At 35.3% G+C, this 20,248-nt stretch carries 18 protein-coding genes and 1 riboswitch; of the genes, 9 read left to right on the top strand and 9 right to left on the bottom strand.

Features of this window, described 5'->3' with window-relative positions:
- Positions 1-10: 10 nt before the first annotated feature.
- Both Q4503_RS01615 and Q4503_RS01610 read left to right on the top strand, forming a co-directional pair.
- A complete protein-coding gene (locus Q4503_RS01615) occupies positions 11-988 on the top strand; it encodes a serine/threonine protein kinase (RefSeq protein ID WP_215971891.1) in 978 nt (325 codons plus the stop codon).
- Between the two features lie 86 nt (positions 989-1,074).
- Positions 1,075-1,722, top strand: a complete 648-nt coding sequence (locus Q4503_RS01610) for a thiol:disulfide interchange protein DsbA/DsbL (RefSeq protein ID WP_303601224.1) — start codon at positions 1,075-1,077, stop codon at positions 1,720-1,722.
- Between the two features lie 109 nt (positions 1,723-1,831).
- Here the strand turns inward: Q4503_RS01610 and Q4503_RS01605 are convergent, their stop codons facing one another.
- The 4 genes from Q4503_RS01605 to Q4503_RS01590 form a co-directional block, all read right to left on the bottom strand.
- Positions 1,832-3,988: an SHOCT domain-containing protein gene (locus Q4503_RS01605; RefSeq protein WP_303601223.1), complete on the bottom strand. Its 2,157-nt coding sequence runs from the start codon at positions 3,986-3,988 to the stop codon at positions 1,832-1,834.
- Positions 3,989-4,110: 122 nt separating this feature from the next.
- The gene (locus Q4503_RS01600) at positions 4,111-4,785 is read right to left on the bottom strand and encodes a single-stranded DNA-binding protein (protein WP_303601222.1); all 675 of its coding nucleotides are present in this window, start codon (positions 4,783-4,785) and stop codon (positions 4,111-4,113) included.
- A 181-nt stretch (positions 4,786-4,966) separates the two neighbouring features.
- Positions 4,967-5,881, bottom strand: a complete 915-nt coding sequence (gene rarD / locus Q4503_RS01595; RefSeq protein ID WP_303601221.1) for an EamA family transporter RarD — start codon at positions 5,879-5,881, stop codon at positions 4,967-4,969.
- Between the two features lie 110 nt (positions 5,882-5,991).
- Positions 5,992-6,447: a thioesterase family protein gene (locus Q4503_RS01590; RefSeq protein ID WP_215971886.1), complete on the bottom strand. Its 456-nt coding sequence runs from the start codon at positions 6,445-6,447 to the stop codon at positions 5,992-5,994.
- Between the two features lie 166 nt (positions 6,448-6,613).
- Here Q4503_RS01590 and recQ point away from each other — a divergent pair, with 166 nt between their 5' ends.
- A complete protein-coding gene (gene recQ, locus Q4503_RS01585) occupies positions 6,614-8,422 on the top strand; it encodes a DNA helicase RecQ (protein WP_303601236.1) in 1,809 nt (602 codons plus the stop codon).
- Between the two features lie 151 nt (positions 8,423-8,573).
- Here recQ and Q4503_RS01580 read toward each other — a convergent pair whose 3' ends face one another.
- On the bottom strand, positions 8,574-8,873 hold the full coding sequence (locus tag Q4503_RS01580; RefSeq protein ID WP_215971885.1) for a cytochrome c: 300 nt from the start codon (positions 8,871-8,873) through the stop codon (positions 8,574-8,576).
- A 196-nt stretch (positions 8,874-9,069) separates the two neighbouring features.
- Between Q4503_RS01580 and Q4503_RS01575 the strand changes: the two genes are divergently transcribed.
- Entirely contained in the window at positions 9,070-9,375 is a 306-nt protein-coding gene (locus Q4503_RS01575) for a DUF3630 family protein (protein ID WP_303601220.1), read from the top strand.
- A complete protein-coding gene (locus Q4503_RS01570; protein WP_215971883.1) occupies positions 9,368-9,829 on the top strand; it encodes a DUF523 domain-containing protein in 462 nt (153 codons plus the stop codon). Before Q4503_RS01575 ends, Q4503_RS01570 begins: the two co-directional genes overlap by 8 nt.
- A gap of 7 nt (positions 9,830-9,836) precedes the next feature.
- On the opposite strand, the gene Q4503_RS01565 is transcribed toward Q4503_RS01570, so the two are convergent.
- Positions 9,837-10,799, bottom strand: a complete 963-nt coding sequence (locus Q4503_RS01565) for a GGDEF domain-containing protein (protein ID WP_215971882.1) — start codon at positions 10,797-10,799, stop codon at positions 9,837-9,839.
- Between the two features lie 227 nt (positions 10,800-11,026).
- Here Q4503_RS01565 and Q4503_RS01560 point away from each other — a divergent pair, with 227 nt between their 5' ends.
- Complete coding sequence (locus Q4503_RS01560; RefSeq protein WP_303601219.1) at positions 11,027-12,796, top strand: DUF885 family protein; 1,770 nt, start codon at positions 11,027-11,029, stop codon at positions 12,794-12,796.
- A gap of 97 nt (positions 12,797-12,893) precedes the next feature.
- A riboswitch (cyclic di-GMP riboswitch) is annotated at positions 12,894-12,976 on the bottom strand.
- A gap of 142 nt (positions 12,977-13,118) precedes the next feature.
- Positions 13,119-14,978 carry a tetratricopeptide repeat protein gene (locus tag Q4503_RS01555; RefSeq protein ID WP_303601218.1) on the top strand — a complete coding sequence of 620 codons (1,860 nt, stop codon included), beginning with the start codon at positions 13,119-13,121 and terminating at the stop codon, positions 14,976-14,978.
- Between the two features lie 49 nt (positions 14,979-15,027).
- Here the strand turns inward: Q4503_RS01555 and Q4503_RS01550 are convergent, their stop codons facing one another.
- Positions 15,028-15,297, bottom strand: coding sequence for a hypothetical protein (locus tag Q4503_RS01550; protein WP_215971878.1), 270 nt, complete (start codon positions 15,295-15,297; stop codon positions 15,028-15,030).
- Between the two features lie 183 nt (positions 15,298-15,480).
- On the opposite strand from Q4503_RS01550, the gene tesB reads away from it, so the two are divergent.
- Positions 15,481-16,338: an acyl-CoA thioesterase II gene (gene tesB / locus Q4503_RS01545; RefSeq protein WP_303601217.1), complete on the top strand. Its 858-nt coding sequence runs from the start codon at positions 15,481-15,483 to the stop codon at positions 16,336-16,338.
- Positions 16,339-16,558: 220 nt separating this feature from the next.
- The gene (locus tag Q4503_RS01540) at positions 16,559-17,293 is read left to right on the top strand and encodes a hypothetical protein (RefSeq protein WP_303601216.1); all 735 of its coding nucleotides are present in this window, start codon (positions 16,559-16,561) and stop codon (positions 17,291-17,293) included.
- Between the two features lie 275 nt (positions 17,294-17,568).
- Here Q4503_RS01540 and Q4503_RS01535 read toward each other — a convergent pair whose 3' ends face one another.
- The gene (locus Q4503_RS01535) at positions 17,569-18,483 is read right to left on the bottom strand and encodes a hydrogen peroxide-inducible genes activator (RefSeq protein ID WP_303601215.1); all 915 of its coding nucleotides are present in this window, start codon (positions 18,481-18,483) and stop codon (positions 17,569-17,571) included.
- A gap of 148 nt (positions 18,484-18,631) precedes the next feature.
- Positions 18,632-20,065: a catalase gene (locus Q4503_RS01530; protein ID WP_303601214.1), complete on the bottom strand. Its 1,434-nt coding sequence runs from the start codon at positions 20,063-20,065 to the stop codon at positions 18,632-18,634.
- Positions 20,066-20,248: the final 183 nt, after the last annotated feature.

Below are 20,248 nucleotides of genomic sequence, written 5' to 3'. Positions count from 1 at the left end.
ATGAGTACTCATGGCACAATTTGATTTTAAATCGCTTTCTCCTGACACTATCATCGATGGTTTGGAGAGTGCAGGTTTTAGCGTAGACAGCGGTTTATTGGCACTTAACAGTTATGAAAATCGTGTTTATCAATTTCATGATGAAAATTTAACTAAGTATGTTACTAAGTTTTATCGACCGCAGCGTTGGGAATTAGCTCAAATTCAAGAAGAGCATACCTTCTCTTTTGAACTTGATGAGCAAGAACTTCCCATCGTTGCGCCACTTAAAAAAAATGGCACAAGCTTATTTGAACATCAGGGTTACCATTTTGCCGTATTCCCCTGCCGCGGTGGCCGAATATTTGAAGTTGATAACTTAGACCAATTAGAATGGATGGGACGCTTTGTTGGGCGTATTCATGCCGTAGCCGCACAAAAACCTTTTGAATATAGGCCGAGCTTTAATACTGATGAGATGCTTTATCAAGCCAGTGATATTATTAAGCAAAGCGGCTTTGTGCCACAAGGCTTACTTAAGCCTTTCTTCACCATATTAGAACAAGTAATTGATATGGCTGCCAGCCAATATCAAGTAAAGCAGCAAATACGCTTACATGGAGATTGTCATGCGGGCAATATTTTATGGCGTGATGAAGGGCCTCATTTTGTAGATTTAGATGACTGCCGTATGGGGCCTGCGATTCAAGACTTATGGATGATGCTTTCGGGAGACCGTCAACAACAATTGTTACAAATTGATACCCTACTAATGGGCTATGAAGAGTTCTTTTCATTTGAATCTTCACAACTTACTTTGATAGAATCATTAAGAACTATGCGTGTAGTTAATTATATGGCATGGTTGTGTAAACGTTGGCAAGATCCCGCTTTCCCAAGAAATTTTCCTTGGTTTAATACAGAAAAGTATTGGGAACAGCAAATACTCATGCTTAAAGAACAGATGTGGGCGCTACAACAGCCAGCATTAAGTTTATCACCCACTTGATACAACTAATTAGAATTCAAAGCTTATCGACAAGAGATCCCCGTTGATTTAAGCTAGATTAACTATAATAAATTAGGAATACAGTAATGAAAAAAATCCATCGCTTATTTATGGTGTTATTAATGCCACTTTTAGCCTTATCAATAACGGCTAACGCTGCAAAATATACTGAAGGAGATCAATACACTAAAGTGAGCGAAACGGCTTCAACTAATGTAGAAGTGCGCGAATACTTTTCTGTTTATTGTGGTCACTGTTTTCAGTTTGAACCCATTATGCATGACATTAAAAAACAGTTACCTGATAATGTAAAATTTGAACGTAATCACGTTGATTTTCTTGGTGGTGTATCACCAACAATTCAACAAATGATCACAAAAAGTATTGCGATTGCAGAGCAGTTAGAAAATAGTGACAAGTATATTGGCGCGATATTTAACTACATCCATGTTCAACGCGCTACTATTACAACTGAAAAAGATCTGCGTAATATTTTTGTTTTAAACGGTGCTGACGGTGAACAATTTGATAAGTTATCAAAAAGCTTTAGCGTAAACGCTCATGCTAAAGCCATGAAAAAACACCAAGATGTAATGTCACAAAAACGCGCATTAACTGGCGTACCAACGGTAATAGTAAATGGTAAATACCGTGTTAATTCAGGTGCTTTAGATAAAAGTAACCCAAAAGAAGATTATAAAAACTTAATTAATTATCTACTAACAATTAAGTAATATAATAAAAAGAATAACGAGTTATCATAATGTTACTCGTTATTCTTCTTTTTCTAGAACTAAAAAACGCCAAACTAAGTATTAGTCACAGCAGCCTATATCATTGATACTAATCAGATAAACTACCCAATACATTTTTCTTCGCTTCAGTAAACTCTTCTTGCGTTAAAAAACCTTGTTTTCTTAACTCTACTAGCTTCTCTAGTGCGTTCACTAATACGCTATCTACAACCCTGTCTTGTTGGGGGTTATCAGTGGCTCTCTTGTCGTTATCTAACACTGAAGGCTTATATGTGCTCTCTACATTATCCGTAGGCACTTCTGGTACAGATCTCGTTTGATAAGTAGATAAGCGATTTGATGCTGCTTGCTCATGTAATGAAGCGAGATGAGATTTTTTTTCAACAGTACTCTTTATTTGTTTGGTCGATACAGGCGATTTTTGCTTTCGTATACCTGTATCGTCAGGATTCAGTGATAATGCAATTAACCAACACCAATCAATTAAATCTTCAATAACAGCTGAATATGTCTTTTTGGTAACCCGAGCGCTACCTTTGCGCATATATAAACAAACAGTATAGTTTTTCCCCTGAGTATCCGTAAATAACAAATTGATTTGCCTGATTTTGTCATCCACCATTTTATCTGTTTTTTCTTTATTCAATGCAATACGCAAATTTTGCTCTTTAGCATCATTAAAACCACTATCATTTTCTCGACTAACACGGGTAATTGTCTCGCCATTTAATTTTATTTCCAAATTATTGATATCATTTATATTAATAATAGTATCTACTGTCTTTTGATGTCGATGATACAAACCTATTTGCTGTTTCGATTCACTTAACTCTAACTGCGAAAATTGTTTTCTAACTATTGCTTTTGCTGATATATTATTACGCTTAAACCAGTAAATACTACTTCCGATAATAATCAATAGTATGAATAATAGAATATATAAGTGATAACTTGCTTCGCTTTCAGCTGCTATCGAAATAACCTCCTGCTCTAGAGGTAGCTTTGGTTGAACCATAGCTTTAAATACTTGAAAGATACTGCCTAAAGTTTTATCTATAATCAGTACTTCACCATCTCTATTATTAATCACCGCAATATCACTATCGTACGGTAATTGTTCAGCAGAAAATTGCCATGTTTGTTTTGCCTTATTTTCTCCCTTGTCACTTTTATTAACAGGTGATGCTAACTTTAAAGATTCTATCAGCCAGTTTTTATTTTTCTCTCTCGTTAGTATTAATACATTATTACGTAATGATGGTAGCTCTGCCCCCCTATATATCATTACACCTTCAACTATATTATCTCCCTGATAAACAATGTTTGTGACATTATTTTCTCGTAAATTATGATTAATATTAATTAAAGATAATACCGACTTATTGTTATGCAGCTGGGAAAGTAGCATATCCTCCCTCCCTTTATCAGGCCAAGTAAAGTGCTTTATATCTTGCCCATTGAATATATAAATTTCGTCTGCAATTTCATTTTCTGCTAGATAAGGGTTGTTCCTTGGTACAGTAAAACTTCGTAAACCAAACTTTGCTGGGTTTATACGTAAAATAGCCCCTGAATAAAGCGGTTTTTGCCATTTAGACTGACCATTTAACGCAATATAAAGTAAACCAAAGCCATCATTCCATGATTTAGCATAAGGATTAAATGTCATTTGTTTAATCATTAGGCTTTCATCTGGCACTGCTATTCGTAACACTTCTCGCTTAGTCTTCACATTTACTTGTTGATATTTGCTAGAGTGAAATTGCCATTCTGTAATTACGGCATCAAAGGTAAGCGCTAAACTGTTATCACGCTCTTGTATGCGTTTAGTTGCTATGTTTTTATCTAACGGTTCAATATGAGCAGTATAAAAGGTGCCGTAACCTAATTGATCTCGCAAAGCAAAATTAGGGTGCAAGGCCATAGCTGTTAACTTAATTGATGAAGCATTGGCATTATTATCTTGTAAACTTAATACTTGGCGTAATTCAGCCATCTCATCAACAAAGAACATTTGCCCTGTTTTACTAATGATAAAATATTGATTTGTGTTAGTTGGGTGTGCTGTTAACTGTGCCCATTGAACTGCTTCATTTGGGTTAGACTCTAATTGCATTACCGCTTTGAATTGATAATTATTGGTCGTCGCATAGGCATGAACCGATAACAAGCTTAAATTGATAATCAATATAGCGACATACACCCTATGCCAAATTAAATTACAGAAATCATAAATACTATGCATAATTGTTCACTTTATTTTAATATTGTAAGGGTTTTCTGCTTAAATCCTATAATATAAGCGGCTTGCTAGTATGTAGGTAGAGCGAGTATTAGTTAAAATAATACGAATTCAGGCAACATAAATTAAGACAGTAAGTGGACTGTTTTAGCTTCTATAAATTGTTTTTTATCCGCCGTCGCTAAATAACTCAATTTACCTTCGACCATAACACTATCATTCACTTTTGCATTATCAACCAAATATTGTGCTTGTTTACCCCACACCTGTAATTCTATCGCTACTTGGTGACTTAACCAGCACTGTTTATCCACAGAATAATCCTGTTGGTTTATTATTATAGTTACTTGCGCTAAATTTTTATTGTTTTGTGTCGTGATTAATTTAGGCACACTGCTAAGCTGAGCACTACATAAAATTTGATTAATGGTTTGCGTATAGCCTTTATTAAACTTTTGGATAAAGCTTGCATGCACAATAGATAAAGCAGTATTTTTTGTATCGCCACCAGATTTTATATGACTTAAGTAACCATGCACTAAAATAATCTCACCTTTTTTAGCGTTTAATAAGGTTTGTTCAACCAAGTCACCTTCAACTCTAACATTATGGTAGCTAGTCCACTCTTTAAATGTATTTGTTTTTTTATCTAACCATTTAGCGCTTGTGGCAAGCGTAATTTCAGTGATTGCTGAGACAGGGTTCGCGCGATAGCGAATGTCAGGATCGGCAACTAAATTACCTAGTAGGGTAACAGCACATAACTGTTGGTTTGCTGTAGGTGATTTGATTTTATGCATAACAAGCGCTCATATAGCCTTTTCAGGAAAATGTTATTTTCAAAAGTGTTGTACGTTACGCTGCCCTACAATTAATAAAAAGTTTTATTAATATCTCAACAGAATAGTAAAATAATACCAACTATAGTAACCAAATCAACCACAAACTTTCATACACAATAACAACCTCGCACTCGCAAGACTATTGAGTATTAAGTAGTTGATTTGTTTTCATCGTGCGATATGCATCAATACTATAAAGCGCTAAAGCTAGCCAAATAAAAATAAACGTCGCAAACTCTGCTAATTGCATTGATTCTTTATAATAAAAAGTAGCCAGTAAAAACATAATACTTGGACCTATATATTGAAAAAATCCCAAACTTGATAATGTTAAGCGTTTCGCTGCAGCGGTAAAGCACAATAAAGGCGCAGTCGTAACAATACCCGCCATTATTAGGGTAAAGTTTAATGAGGCGCTATTTGAGGTTAAATCGGCTGTTGAGCTGTCAATAAAATAGAGCCAATAAAGTATCGCAATAGGCAACATCAATAAAGACTCAATAAGCAAGCCGACAAAAGAATCAACGTGCATTTTTTTTCTGAGTACCCCATAAATGGCAAAAGTACTTGCCAACACTAAAGAAACCAAAGGAAGTGAACCAACTGTAAAAAGCTGTACAAACACTCCAAATCCAGCCAGAAGGACGGCAATTTTCTGATTACGTCGTAAACGCTCATTAAAAAAGATCATACCTAGAGCAACATTAAATAATGGGTTAATGAAATAACCTAGGCTGGCATCAAGTAAATGATTGTTATTGATAGCCCATATAAATATCAACCAGTTAACCGCTAATACCGCTGCTGATAAACTCAGTTTGGCTATAACTTTAGGCTGTTTACATAGTTGCATTAGTACTAGCCGTTTTTTGCTTAGTAATACTAATAACAATAAAAAGACACTTGACCAAACAACACGGTGCATTAAAATTTCGCCCGCCCCAATATCAATTAGCAACTTAAAATATATTGGTGCAAGCCCCCACATAAAATAAGCTGCTAGTGCATTAGTGACGCCACTGCCTGTTGATGATTTTTGTTGTGAAAGTGCCATAGAGTTCTTTTGTGATAATAACTAGCTAGAACAGTATCATAGCACAACATCGAAGATTTCAGTGTTAGGTAATTATATTTACATTCCTAACATTTATATTTTTTGTGGTACTAGCCAACAATATAAGTACCTGTACCAAACGCTATATGTTCGCCAAGTTCATTGTGCATTTCCATACGCGCTACAGCAACTTTACTGCCGCTTCGTATAATATGTGCAGTTACAATAAACTCTTCACCTCGCCCTGGTCGTAAATAATCTGTACGTAAATCTATTGTACTAATTTTTTTTAGACTTTGCTCAATAGTAATAGGGGTAATTTCAGGAAGTTGTTCGATGATATTAGCAACCACAACGGCTCCTCCGGCAAGATCAAGTGCAGACGCCGTTACACCGCCATGAAGGATTTTTTGTATTGGATTACCAATCAGTTTATCACTCCAAGGGAAGCGTACTTCAGATTTTTGTGCATTAAAACGGGTAATTTCCAGACCTAATAATTGATTAAATGGCATATTACCATTCCAAAAAGTAGTCACTTGTTGATACATTTCTTCTTGATTCATTCAAATACACCTTAGCGTTCATTCAAACACATGCTGGTCTGACTTGTTTGAATTAGATTAGCATCATTTTTACAAAATTGGAAAATAATGATGTCACGCCCCCTTCTCTCAGGTAAAATAAGCATTACTATAAATCATTAAAGACTATCTGTTGAATACTGTTACCCTGCCTGCTGCCGCTGAATCTGATCAACAAAAATTATTGCTTGATACCTTAAAGCACTATTTTGGTTACGACAGCTTTCGCTCAGGCCAAGTAGAAATAATCAACAACCTTATGCAAGGACGAGACTCTTTAGTTTTGATGCCTACTGGTGGTGGTAAATCGTTATGCTACCAACTACCTGCTGTGTTACTTCCCGGTGTGACCATTGTAGTGTCTCCATTAATATCATTAATGAAAGACCAGGTAGATAACCTTACACATCAAGGAATTTCCGCAGCTTTTATTAATTCATCCTTAGATCAAAGTACCATTAATGATATTTTTTCAAAACTATCACAAGGTAAAATCAAACTACTTTATGTTGCGCCTGAACGATTAACTAGTCGCTATTTTTTACAAGGGTTAAGTGAATTACCACTGAGTATGTTTGCTATAGATGAAGCACATTGTATTTCTCAATGGGGCCATGATTTTCGCCCAGCTTACACGCAATTACACGCATTAAAACAACACTTTCCTTATGTACCTGTCATGGCATTAACTGCTACGGCAGATGTTACTACACGTAAAGATATACTCACCCAGCTATCATTAAATAACCCATACATTCACTTAGACAGTTTTGATAGGCCTAATATTCGCTTCACGTTAGCACCAAAATATGACGGTGAAAAACAAGTATTAGGTTATGTAAAAAAGCAAGGTGATGATTCTGGTATTATTTATTGTAATAGCCGTTGGCAAGTAGAGAAGCTATCAAAATATTTAGCTGCTTGTGGCATTAATTGCGCGGCATATCATGCGGGATTAGAAAGTGACATTAGAGCACTTGTGCAAGAAAGCTTTACTAAAGACAACATTCAAATAGTCATTGCGACCGTTGCTTTTGGTTTAGGGATTAATAAACCGAATGTGCGCTATGTTATTCATTTTGAACCCCCACGTACATTAGAATCATACTATCAAGAAATAGGCCGAGCAGGTCGCGATGGTTTGCCAGCAGAAGCATTATTTTTAGTCGCTGATAAAGATATTAGTCGTATTAAAAAACGTATTAGTGAAGGTGATAATTCTCAACGCGTTAATGTTGAAATGCAACGTTTTGGAGCAATGAATGCCTTTATTGAAGCACAAACCTGCCGTAGACAAGTGGTATTAAACTATTTTGCAGAATACACACAACAAGGCTGTGGTAATTGTGATATTTGCTTAGACCCACCTAGCCAATTCGATGCAACCGAAGCCTCTCAAAAAGTATTATCTTGTGTTTTTCGTATCAAACAGCAAGGTGATATCAACCATGTGGTGGATGTGCTACGCGGTGAAAAGAAGAGTAAAGTATTACACCAAGAGCACGATAAAGTATCAACATTTGGTATTGGTAGTGGTAAGTCACCTGGCTATTGGTTTGCAATTATTGGCCAGTTAATTCACTTAGGTTATCTACAACAAGATATAGAGCAACAATCAGCCCTTTGCTTAACAGAAGCATCAAGAAGCGTACTGAAAGCAACAGAGCCATTAATGCTTGCGAGCCCACGTTTACAAAAAGCCAGTTACTGGCAAAGTAAAAATCAAACTCAGTCTTATGATAAAGCTTTATTCCGTAAGTTGCGTGAACTTAGAAAAAGTATTGCCGACAGTGAAAATATTGCACCTTTTATTGTATTTAATGATGCTACATTGTCGGAGTTAGCCAGAGTTAAACCAATAAACGCTACTCAAATGCTAACCATTAGTGGTATTGGTGATGTCAAATTATCACGATACGGTAAAGCCTTTATTGAGCTAATCAAAGAAAACACCTAAGCTGCTCGCCCATTAAAAATAACTTCAACTCGCTTTAATTAAGCTTGAACAGTCTCTATCGTTATATTTTATAGTTACATATTTTAAGATAAAAAAGCGCTCAAAAGCGCTTTTTTATAAACTAAGGACAGTAGAAACTAATAAATATATTCTACTTCAAGCTAGCATAATAAGCTGCTAAATCAGCTATATCTTCATCACTTAACGCAGCAGCCATACCTTTCATGGTAGGCTCATCACGTTTGCCCGATTTAAAATCTGTTAGCTGTTTTGCAAGATAAGCTTCTTTTTGTCCAGCAAGGTTAGGATAAATAGGAATAGCCGAAACACCTTCAGCACCATGACATGCCGCGCACACCATTGATTTACCTTTACCAGCAGCCGCATCACCAGCAAAAACAGGAGATGCCATCAATACAGTCGTAGAAAGCGCGAGGATAAGTTTTTTCATAGTAATACTCTCTCTTTAAATATTAAATTTATATTCTGAATTTAGTATAAATAAAATAAGTGATTCTGTCGTTGTTTTTTTGGTTTAATCATATAATCAATATAACGAATTGACGTATATATACACGGTATTATGATACGTTAATCAAACCCAACAACCTAAATGAATTAAATTTATTTCACTAAATGAGAACTCAATGCTACCGATTAAAATACAATCAATTGACTTGATTGATGATCAAATAAGTGTTCTATTTGAAAATACTTGGTTTCAAGAAGATATTCTTGCGCTTAGTCAATTATTATTAAATAAAATACCAAATCATTCGATAAAAGAAACTACCATAGGCGCAGATAGGGAGGATATTCGGTTTTTATGGTCAAATGCTGAACTTATGCTAAATTTTGATTATTATAGCCAATCTTGCTGGTTTAGCGCCCAAGATGAAATAAGTACTACACACATTCAACCTTTATATGGTGTGCTCACAAATCATGTTTGATCATATATTAATTAGCCGTTGCTTTTTAGGTGATAAGGTTCGCTATAATAGTGAAACAATACAATTAAAGCATCCACTGCTAACCTTATGGCACAAACAAAACCGTCTGATTGCCATATGTCCTGAAGTTTCTGGCGGCTTACCGGTCCCTAGAGAGCCAGCAGAGCAACAACCCGATAGCGATAAAGTCATTACAGTTTCGGGAATTGATGTTACTGAAGCCTTTAATTTTGGTGCAAAACAAGCATTAACATTATGCCGTAAGCACAAGATTCGATTTGCCATTATGAAAGAATCAAGCCCGTCTTGTGGCAGTACACTTATTTATGACGGTTCATTTTCAAATCAAAAAGTACCTGGTCAAGGCGTAACGACTAAAATACTAACTCAGGAAGGTATTCAGGTTTTCTCTGAAAATAATCTGCAAGATTTGTCTGTGTTATTAGATAAATAACAGTTATCTAGCAATTAAATTGAGGAAGGATACTTTTACGACTTCTACTAATAAAATGATTTAAAGATTCCTGATGTCTCATTTCACTAATACCACATGAAATGCTCATTTTTGGTAACCTAATACCCGACTGCACACTGACAAAACGTAATTTATCAACACCTTGCTTTATTTTTTCCGCTATTTCACTGGCGATACCAGCGTCAATATCAGGCATTAGCACAATAAACTCGTCACTGGCAGAGCGAACAGGTAAACCACTAACATCAACATAGCTAGCTATTTTTTTCGCCATTTTTGATAAAATAACATCGCCAATTAAAGGACCAAATCGCTCATTAAATATTTTAAAATGATCAACACTGATTACAATAGCGGCAATACTTTTATTGCCATCTTCACTTAACCAAGTATCAACATGCTCGACCATAGCTTTTGTATTATATAAACCAGTCACAGGATCTAGATATATTTCTTTACGTACTTCCTCAAGCTCAGCTTCTAACTCTTGTGTTTTTAATTTAGATATTTCTACTTGTTCTACTAATCTTTGTTGTTGGCTTTTAAAAGCCATTGATGCTTGGTGAAGTTTAGCAATTGCTAACCTCACACCATTTTTATTATTCGACATTAAAGCTGGAATACAATCATCGAGTTGGTCGATAAAACTTTGCGAGCCAGAGATAGATTGCTCATAACTTGAGTTAATTTGACTAAAGAGATGTGATAAATCTGAAACAATTTCATTACGAAACTTACTTTGCTCAAGAAAGTAATCTTTATAAAGTTGTTCCATAAAAAAATTATCTAGCACTTTGCCAGATAAACGCAAGTGTTTAATATTAGCAATCAATAGCGGGTTATTGTTTTTGCAATACTCGTAACTAACAGCATAATTGATAGGGTTCACAGGTAAATCCCACTGGTTCAGTTGAGTAACTGCCTGCGACATAGTTTTATTTGCTTGCATTATAGAATCTTGATATTTCAACGGTTTACCTCTATGAAACTAATCATTTAAGCCTAGCGCATTTGTTATACCCACTAACCGAACAAATTGCTCATTAAACAAAATGTTATTCAATTAAGGTAAAACTGATTCTGTAGTATTTACGATAAAATATCTACTAAATTTATTATTAATTTCAGTTACAATGCTAAGACATTACACTGTGTTTTTTAATTAAGTTGATCATAATGAGAAATCTCTTAACCTTACTTTTTGTACTTTTATTACTAAGCTGTAGCCAAACAACACCAGTTCAAAATGAAGTAGAAATCACGACTAGCGATCAACAATTACTGCAGCTAATACAAACGTATCAACAGTTTTACCAAAAAAATAGCCCTTTTAACAAACCTCCGGCAGATAGAAATAACGCAAGGTTACCAAACTTGTCACCCGAATTTTTAGCGCAAGAAAATATAAAGCGTCAAAATATATACAATAACTTAATGAGTATTGATGTAAATGAACTTAGTTTAGACAATCAGATTAACCATGCTGTTTTATCTTACACGCTGAAAAACAAACTCGATAGTTACATTAATAAAGAACATTATATGCCACTTACAGCCGAGTCTGGGTTTCATGTGTGGATTGCTAATATTAGCCAACAAGTTAACCTTAAAAGCGAGCAAGACTATCAAGATTATTTATCAAAGTTGCGTGCTATTCCACACTACTTTGAGCAACAAATTTTCTGGATGAATTTGGGGATAGATGAAAAAATTACTCAACCTAAAGTTGTCTTAAAAGGCTTTGAGCAATCTATTTTAGCATTTATAAAAGAAGATGTTACCGACAGCAGCTATTATACACCTTTTAAAAAGATGTCAGTATTTGTTGCACCTGCCATTCAACATAGCATTCAAAACGAAGCTAAAGAAATTCTAATTGAACAAGTAATGCCTGCTTATCAGCAATACTATGACTTTATGGTCAATCGATATCAACCCAATGCTAGAGATAACATTGCCGCGACTTCATTGCCAAATGGTAAAAATTATTATCAAAACCGTGTTGAACACTACACCACACTAGCAATAACTGCAGAGCAGGTTCATCAAAAAGGTTTAGCTGAAGTTAAACGTATACGAACTGAGATGGATGGCATAATAACAAGGATTGGTTTTAATGGAGACTTTAAAGCTTTTATTGACTTTTTACGCACCGATGAACAATTCTACGCTAAGACCCCGCGAGACTTATTAAAAGAGGCTTCGTACATTGCCAAAAAAATGGATGCAAAATTGCCCTTACTATTTACAAGGTTACCAAGAACGCCTTATGGCGTAATTGAAGTCCCTAAAAATATTGCACCAAAGTACACTACCGGCCGCTATTCTGGTCCCTCTCGCGATGATCAAGCTGGTAATTACTGGGTAAATACTTATCGATTAGATCGACGCCCATTATATGCTTTACCAGCGTTAACCTTACATGAAGCTGTGCCTGGGCACCATCTACAAGGCTCTATTGCCAAAGAAATGCAAAATGTTCCACAGTTTAGAAATCGCACCTATATCTCTGCTTTTGGTGAAGGGTGGGGCTTATATTCAGAGTTCCTTGGCATAGAAGCGGGAATATATGAAACCCCTTATCAAGATTTTGGACGCTTAACCTACGAAATGTGGCGAGCTTGTCGTCTTGTGGTTGATACCGGTATACATACTAAAGGTTGGACTAGACAACAGGCGATAGATTACCTTGCAAATAACACCGCCCTCTCATTACATAATGTGCAAACTGAAATAGATCGCTATATCTCATGGCCTGGACAGGCCTTATCTTACAAAATTGGTGAATTAACAATAAAACGTTTACGTCATAGTGCAGAACAAATTTTAGGAGAAAAATTTGATCTACGTGATTTTCATGATCAAATTTTGAAAAATGGCTCTATGCCATTAAGCATGCTAGAAAAAGTTATTGATAGGTATATAATCGAGCAAAAAAATAGCTAAAAACAGCTTTCAGGATGGTCAACAAAGAAGCCACGCAAAGTAAACCGAGAAATAACAGTAGGCTGTGTAAAATAGAAGAGCCCCCACTACATCTAAATTTGGCAGTCCCGCTGTCATAGGTTTCCCATTAGACCGGTTACTTTGCGTCTCTAGCTTTCGCTAGATTTGCCTTTGTCGAGCTTTAGAAGCTCAATTTCATTATAAGCACTGTTTGTTGTTTGTAAACAAAAAACAGACAAAGCAGGATTAATCACGTTAAAATAACAACTACTTTTTTGCTAACACAGTGTTTTTATTCATGTTAATAATTAAAATAAAAGTTATGTTAAAAGCACTTATACCATTATTTTTTCTATTAACGCTGAATTTCAATGCGTTATCTGCTGATAATACATTGTCAGCCAAAGAGCAAATGATTAGCCAAGTAGCGCTGCTTTTCCAACAAGATGCTGAAAAACTCAATTACAATGAAGTTATAAAGTTAAGTAATGAAATCATACTCAATAGAAAACAGTACCCCAAAGTAACCATTGCTAAAACTTATTTATTACTTGCCAATGTAGCCAGTAATGAAGGTGATCTAGAAAGCGCTTATCAGTTCGCCCGAGATGGCATAGCAAGCACTAAAGACAGCAAAATAACACTACTCTTACAAATAAAGTTAGCCAGTATTCTTTTAGATAAAAAAAATTATAAACAATTGCTTATAGAGTCTAAGCACGCGGTATATTTATCACAACAAACAAAAGATATTAAATGCTTATTACTTGCCTTAAGTTATCGCAGCGCTGCTTTTTCCTTATCAAATAAATTTGAAAAAGCGCTAGCGGATCTAGGAAAAGTTGAATATATCTTCGAAAAAAATCCAAGTCTTTCGAAAAATATAACACTATTAACGACTTTGGCTAATGCAAACTTTCATTTAGGAGACTCCCATAAAGCACTCACAATATACCTAAATATTCTAAAGCTGCGTTTTAGCTTAAATAACTTAGAGAATATCGAACAAACTTATTATCATTTAGGGAATGCTTATTATCGCTTAAATCAATTTAACGATGCTTATAATGCCTATTGGGAAGCAGAAAAGCATGCCAAGAAAAAGTCAGCAAATGTTTATGAAGCTTATGCTAGTCAAGGGTTAGGTTTAACCTTATTGCAACAAAAGTATTATGCTAAATCCAAAGTTGAAACGCTTAAAGCCAAAAAGCTATTTTATAAATATAACTTGCCTAAGCCTTATTTAGAAACAATCACTTCATTAGTAATACTTAATAACTTAACAGGTAAAAAACAAACCACCAGCGACTTATTACTAGCCGCAGAGCAAATGTTAATAAATATTGAACTAACCGATGGTTTCAATATTTTATATTCACTGCTAGCTGATTTTTATCATAATAACCAAGATATGGAAAAAGCTTATTATTGGCAAGAAAGATATAGTAAAGCCTTAAAAAAGCAAGTTATACCGGAAAATCATCACCTATTGAATCAACAAATAACCTACAATGATAATGAACAAGAAAATGATACTGCTAATAAAAAAATACAACAACAAGCAGAAGACCTCTCGGATGAAAGTGAACTATCGCCTCCTTCTCTTTTTAATTATATTCAACAACATATGCTTATTTTTGCATTATCCAGTACAATTTTATTATTGCTTTGCCTCATACTATCTTTGTGGTTAAAAAACCGCTCAATACATAGAATAAAAGATGATGAAACCATAGAGAAATCAAACGAGAGAATTACAAAACCGAGACACACAAAGCATATCTACCAAAAAAGTTTCAATATGGCGAGGAAGTATGCCTACCCGCTAACTTTAGGTTATATTGCTATTAGTAATTGGCAAGAGCTAACACGTCGATTTAATAAAAAAATAGTAACTGAAGTGAACAATGAAATAGCGAGCGTTATCATTAAACATATTAATGAATTTGAAAATGCGGGATTAATTCAAGAAGGGGAATACCTATTAATTTTCCCTCACCAAAATAAAGACGAAGTAAGAATAGTGATCGAAAAAATAGTGTCAGCGTTAAAATTACGCTTCTTTGCTAATTTAGGCGATTTTTCCGTTACAATAGTCTACTCTTTCGACAGCCCAAATTTTCAAGATATTGATCCTTATGTATTTCTCTCGCAACTAAGTGATCCAACAAAAATGCTTTAAACGCAAACTTAATACCCTTAACGTATATAAAATAGAAATTATAATAGCGTTAATTATATTGCTCGCTTCTAACCATTATATTGGGTGACGAATCAATCTCACCTTCAGCTGAAATTGTTGCAGCACTATCATTGCAAAGCATTATCGCAACATTTCCATTTTTTCGACAACGAATATAAGCTAGCTCATATCCAAACTGGGTTAAACTACTTGCCGAAAATTTTTGAGCGAGTGAAAGCTGCTCCCATAAAGTACTTTCTGGCACACCATTGAGTACTCGCCGCTCTAATAAAATCTCTCTTTGTTCTACAACGCGCATATAAGTCTCAATATCAGAATTAAACAGCATTACTAATATAAAAAATATCTTAATTTTTTTTATAGATCAATACTTATACAAGAGAAGAAACTGTTATTATAGTTAAAAAGCATCATTAGACTGAGTTTACGGTGATAATACCGAATAAACTCAACAAACTATCAACATATTGAGTATTAATACATGAGTTCTGTTTTAAATGAATTATTAGCTTTACTAAAATTAGAAGTCATTGAGAAAGGAATATACCGAGGTCAAAGCCAAGATTTAGGCTTTAAAGCCTTATTTGGTGGTCAAGTAATGGGGCAAGCGCTATCAGCTGCTCAAGCAACCATTGATGAAGATCGCTTTATACATTCACTCCATTCTTATTTCTTACTAGCCGGTGACGCTTCAAAACCTGTTGTATATGAAGTTGAAGATATTCGCAACGGAAACAGTTTCAGCACTCGCCGAGTAAAAGCTATCCAAAATGGTAAAGCTATCTTTTACATGACAGCTTCTTTTCAAAAATTTGAACAAGGTTTTGACCACCAAGATAGTATGCCAACAGTGCCTGGACCAGATAGCTTGCCATCCTATAGTGATTTTATTATCAAGCATAAAGATGCCTTTCCACAGCCAATGCGTGACAAGTTACTAGCAGAAATGCCGATAGAAATACGCCCAGTGCAACAATATAATTGGCTTAAGCCTGAAAAAACTGATTCTACATGTCAAACCTGGTTAAAAACCAATGGCACCCTCCCTGATGATTTACGTCATCATAGCTGCATGCTTGCTTATGCTTCAGATTTTCAATTTTTACCTGCCTCTTTAATGCCACATGGTGCGAGCCATTTTAGCCCTAACTTCCAAATAGCGACCGTCGACCATGCTATGTGGTTTCATCGTCCGTTCCGTTTTGATGATTGGTTGTTATATTGTATAGATAGCCCGTCGGCAAGTAATGGACGCGGCTTAGTGAAAGGACAAATATATAACCGTAAAGGCGAGCTTGTCGCTTCAACCATGCAAGAAGGTGTTATCAGACAAAGATAATGCAGTTAAAAACCATCTAATAGACTCAAGCTTCACCTAGTTAAACATTATCAGGATAAGTAGTTAGTACCAGCATCATAATAAATAACGATTATAATACAAAAAATTGTGCTAAATAATTTATATATAAATAAGGTGAAATTAATAAAAAATGCTCAAGTTTTTATTAATTTCACCGATAAACGCATTAAACTACTATTCATTATAAATGGAATTAACTATGAAAATAACTCACGATATTTTAACCGATACGGTAACAAAACAGCTTAAAAATAATGTAGAAGCGACTAAAGTAGAGCCGACTATAGTAGGTGAATTGTCTGATAGCGAGTTAATTACAGATATTAATAAACAACAAACACTCGCTCGTGATATTTATCATGACAGTGAGCATATCCCTTCGGACCAAAACACTTACGATAAACCTCTGAGTATCTCAGCACATAAATCTGAATCTAAACTTTTAGTTAAAATGGAACAGACGATAGATTTTGGCGAATTACCAATGAAGCTTGCTCAAATAAGGCCTGAATACGAAAGTTTTATGCATGATTTAGAATTATCATCTCCATCGTTAGCGCAAAAAAGTTGGGGATTTTCTATTGATAATAAGGATAAATTAGTTGTTTCAGGTAATATTACTGAAGATGAAAAAAGCTATCTTGAGGGCAAATTAAATGCTAACGAAACTATAGTAGCGTTAGCGAAAGAATTACCTGACATTCTAATAAAAGGTCAAGAGTATGACCGTGGATATGATGGAAAAGGAAAATATTGGGGAAAATATGATGTTACCCAAGAAAACTTTAAAGACATTGTTGATGTAAAAGCACTTTTAGATAGTTCATACGGGCCAACGGCAAAAGCATTTAATAATGGCTTCGATACATTTTCATATCAAGATGAACTTCGCAGCCAGTTAGCAAGCAAAGCCGACGCTAAATACGCTTATTAAATTAGGCTAATAACGCAAATAGCTCTGGCCGCTATGCATAGTCCAATCACTTACATTGACACACTTGATCTCCATAATAATTATTTGAATAATTACAGTCAACTCGTGCAGTTTTACCAGTATTAGTGCTTAATATAGCTTTTAAATTGTGAATAATATTTTTCATTATAGTTACCTCTTGTTTGTGTGGTAACTATAATGACTAAACACTTTAATTTAGTAAATACGAATAAATAGAGGGTTATGTTCTATTTATTCGATTATTATCCTTGAAGTCAACTATCCTTAGCCGAGACCTTCTTTGTTAACTGCGCCTTAAAAATATCTTTTAGTAGCGTTATTTCATCTGTTCTTACATAGTTAGGTCGAATGATTAATGATATTTTACGGTGTGGGCCAGGCTCGTTTAAATGAATAGCACGTAGTTCAGATTCACTATAAATTAACTGATCAAGCGCCATCTGTGGCACAAGCGTTGTTCCAAGCTTACCCGCAACCATTTGAATAAGGGTATGTAAACTCGCTGAGTCAAAGTCTGATTCTTGTTTGTTATTTTGTAAACTACAGGCGGCCAAGGCATGATCTTTTAAGCAATGCCCTTCTTTTAACAACATTAATTTTTCAGCACTCAATTGTTCACTGGTAATTTCTTTCATTTGACTCGGGCATTCATCTTTATGACTCACCCAATAGAAATCTTCTTGCCAAAATTCAAACTGCATCAAGCCATCAATAGCATAAGGTAAGGCTAAAATAGCAGCATCAATATCACCGCTTCGTACCATATCAACCAATACATGCGACTGTTCTTCGATGATTTTTAATTTAAAGTCTGGATATTGCTTACGTAAATCAGGTAACACTTTAGGTAATAGATAAGGACCAATAGTCGGAATTACACCAATAGTCATCCCATTAGAGAATGGCTGAAGGTTCGCGTTGGCAATTTGTAAAAGTTCATCCACTTCCAGCTTAACTTGCTTAGCTTTCGCTAATATTAGCTGACCTTTATTTGTCACCAACACTTGCTTGTTATTGCGTTCAAAAATAGTCACCCCTAATTGCTTTTCAAGCTCATTAATTGCGGTACTTAACGCCGACTGTGACACATTGCAGGCCTCAGCAGCTTTCTTAAAATGTAATGTTTTTTCAACCGCTAATGCATAATGTAATTGTTTTAATGAAATCATTCGTCTCTATAATCAGGTTTATTGAACGTCAACGACATTCTAATTAATATTTCAATATATTGTCACGTTAATATAGGCAAAATAGTAACTGCCCCTGACATAACAGGGGTTAGTTACTATGAAATAAGCCTTAGCAGCAAGCTAATACTTATAAGCCTAACGCTGCTTTAATACCATTACCATAATCTACATCGGCTGCACTACAGTGCTTAATATGACGTAATTTTATCTCATCAGGTACATCAGCCATCGAAGCTGCCGTATTACTAAATAAAGCTTGTTGTTGCTCAGGACTCATTAAACGGAATAAGTCACCTGCTTGTGAAAAGTAATCTTCATCTTCTCTATGATCCCAATGAGCTGCAGCGCCATCAATTGCTAAAGGAGGCTCTGAAAAATCAGGTTGTTCAGCCCATTCGCCTTGATTATTCGGCTCATAACCAATTGTAGCGCCATGATTACCATCGGTACGCATTTGCCCGTCTCGATGATAACTATGTACAGGACAACGTGCGGCATTAACCGGAATATGGTTATGGTTAACACCTAAACGATAACGTTGTGCATCACCATATGAGAATAATCGCCCTTGTAGCATTTTATCTGGAGAGAAACCGATACCCGGTACAATATTGCCAGGATTAAAGGCTGCCTGTTCAACATCAGCAAAATAGTTTTCAGGATTACGATTCAGCTCCATTACCCCAACTTCAATTAAAGGATAATCTTTATGAGGCCAAACCTTTGTTAAATCAAAAGGATTATACGGTACTGTTGCTGCATCAGCTTCTGGCATAATTTGAACTTTCATTATCCATTTAGGAAAGTCATGCTTTTCTATCGATTCAAATAAGTCTTTTTGATGGCTTTCTCTATCTTGACCTACAAGCACTTCAGCTTCTGCATCTGTTAAATTTTTAATGCCTTGTTGAGTCTCTAAATGAAACTTCACCCAAAATCGTTCATTATCTGCATTAATAAAGCTGAACGTATGACTACCAAAACCATGCATATGTCGGTAACTTGCAGGTAGGCCACGATCACTCATCACAATAGTGACTTGATGTAACGCTTCAGGTAACGATGTCCAAAAATCCCAGTTATTGGTTGCACTACGCATATTGGTTTTAGGATCACGTTTAACCGCATGGTTCAAATCAGGAAATTTTAGCGGATCACGTAAAAAGAATACCGGTGTGTTATTACCAACTAAATCCCAGTTACCTTCTTCGGTATAAAACTTAACAGCAAAACCACGGATATCTCGCTCTGCATCAGCTGCACCACGTTCGCCAGCAACGGTACTAAAACGGGTAAAGAGTTCCGTTTCCTTGCCTATTTCTGAAAATATTTTTGCGCGCGTATATTTAGTAATATCATGCGTTACCGTAAATTTACCAAATGCTGCAGAGCCTTTAGCATGCATACGTCTTTCTGGGATAACTTCACGGTCGAAATGTGCTAGCTTTTCTAAAAACCACACATCTTGCAACAATTGCGGCCCTTTAGGACCTGCAGTCATTACGTTTTGGTTATGCGCTACAGGGCAACCTGCAGCCGTTGTTAACTTCTTATTTGTCATCACTTTATTCCTATTCGTTATTATTAATTAAGCGTCTTATTTATCGGTTAAATCTTATTCCCTATATAAACCTAGTCTATTTCAGTGAAAGAGCCATTAATTTACGTCCTGTTTTTTAGAACATAAAAATCTATTTAATCAAATTTACCAATCATAAGATTAAATCTACTATACACACATCGA

This window comes from Colwellia sp. 6_MG-2023 (assembly GCF_030547765.1).
Taxonomy (GTDB): Bacteria; Pseudomonadota; Gammaproteobacteria; order Enterobacterales; family Alteromonadaceae; genus Colwellia.
Note: the sequence above shows the minus strand (reverse complement) of the source record. Positions and strands in the feature narration are given on the sequence as shown.

Bases quoted from the DNA above. Each gene is read 5' to 3' on its own strand.
- rarD (WP_303601221.1), bottom strand. From the start codon at position 5,881: ATGGCACTTTCACAACAAAAATCATCAACAGGCAGTGGCGTCACTAAT.
- Q4503_RS01560 (WP_303601219.1), top strand. From the start codon at position 11,027: ATGAGAAATCTCTTAACCTTACTTTTTGTACTTTTATTACTAAGCTGT.
- tesB (WP_303601217.1), top strand. From the start codon at position 15,481: ATGAGTTCTGTTTTAAATGAATTATTAGCTTTACTAAAATTAGAAGTC.
- Q4503_RS01535 (WP_303601215.1), bottom strand. From the start codon at position 18,483: ATGATTTCATTAAAACAATTACATTATGCATTAGCGGTTGAAAAAACA.
- Q4503_RS01600 (WP_303601222.1), bottom strand. From the start codon at position 4,785: ATGCATAAAATCAAATCACCTACAGCAAACCAACAGTTATGTGCTGTT.
- Q4503_RS01530 (WP_303601214.1), bottom strand. From the start codon at position 20,065: ATGACAAATAAGAAGTTAACAACGGCTGCAGGTTGCCCTGTAGCGCAT.
- Q4503_RS01575 (WP_303601220.1), top strand. From the start codon at position 9,070: ATGCTACCGATTAAAATACAATCAATTGACTTGATTGATGATCAAATA.
- Q4503_RS01550 (WP_215971878.1), bottom strand. From the start codon at position 15,297: ATGCGCGTTGTAGAACAAAGAGAGATTTTATTAGAGCGGCGAGTACTC.
- Q4503_RS01590 (WP_215971886.1), bottom strand. From the start codon at position 6,447: ATGAATCAAGAAGAAATGTATCAACAAGTGACTACTTTTTGGAATGGT.
- Q4503_RS01580 (WP_215971885.1), bottom strand. From the start codon at position 8,873: ATGAAAAAACTTATCCTCGCGCTTTCTACGACTGTATTGATGGCATCT.
- Q4503_RS01610 (WP_303601224.1), top strand. From the start codon at position 1,075: ATGAAAAAAATCCATCGCTTATTTATGGTGTTATTAATGCCACTTTTA.
- Q4503_RS01615 (WP_215971891.1), top strand. From the start codon at position 11: ATGGCACAATTTGATTTTAAATCGCTTTCTCCTGACACTATCATCGAT.
- Q4503_RS01540 (WP_303601216.1), top strand. From the start codon at position 16,559: ATGAAAATAACTCACGATATTTTAACCGATACGGTAACAAAACAGCTT.
- Q4503_RS01605 (WP_303601223.1), bottom strand. From the start codon at position 3,988: ATGCATAGTATTTATGATTTCTGTAATTTAATTTGGCATAGGGTGTAT.
- Q4503_RS01565 (WP_215971882.1), bottom strand. From the start codon at position 10,799: ATGCAAGCAAATAAAACTATGTCGCAGGCAGTTACTCAACTGAACCAG.
- Q4503_RS01555 (WP_303601218.1), top strand. From the start codon at position 13,119: ATGTTAAAAGCACTTATACCATTATTTTTTCTATTAACGCTGAATTTC.
- Q4503_RS01570 (WP_215971883.1), top strand. From the start codon at position 9,368: ATGTTTGATCATATATTAATTAGCCGTTGCTTTTTAGGTGATAAGGTT.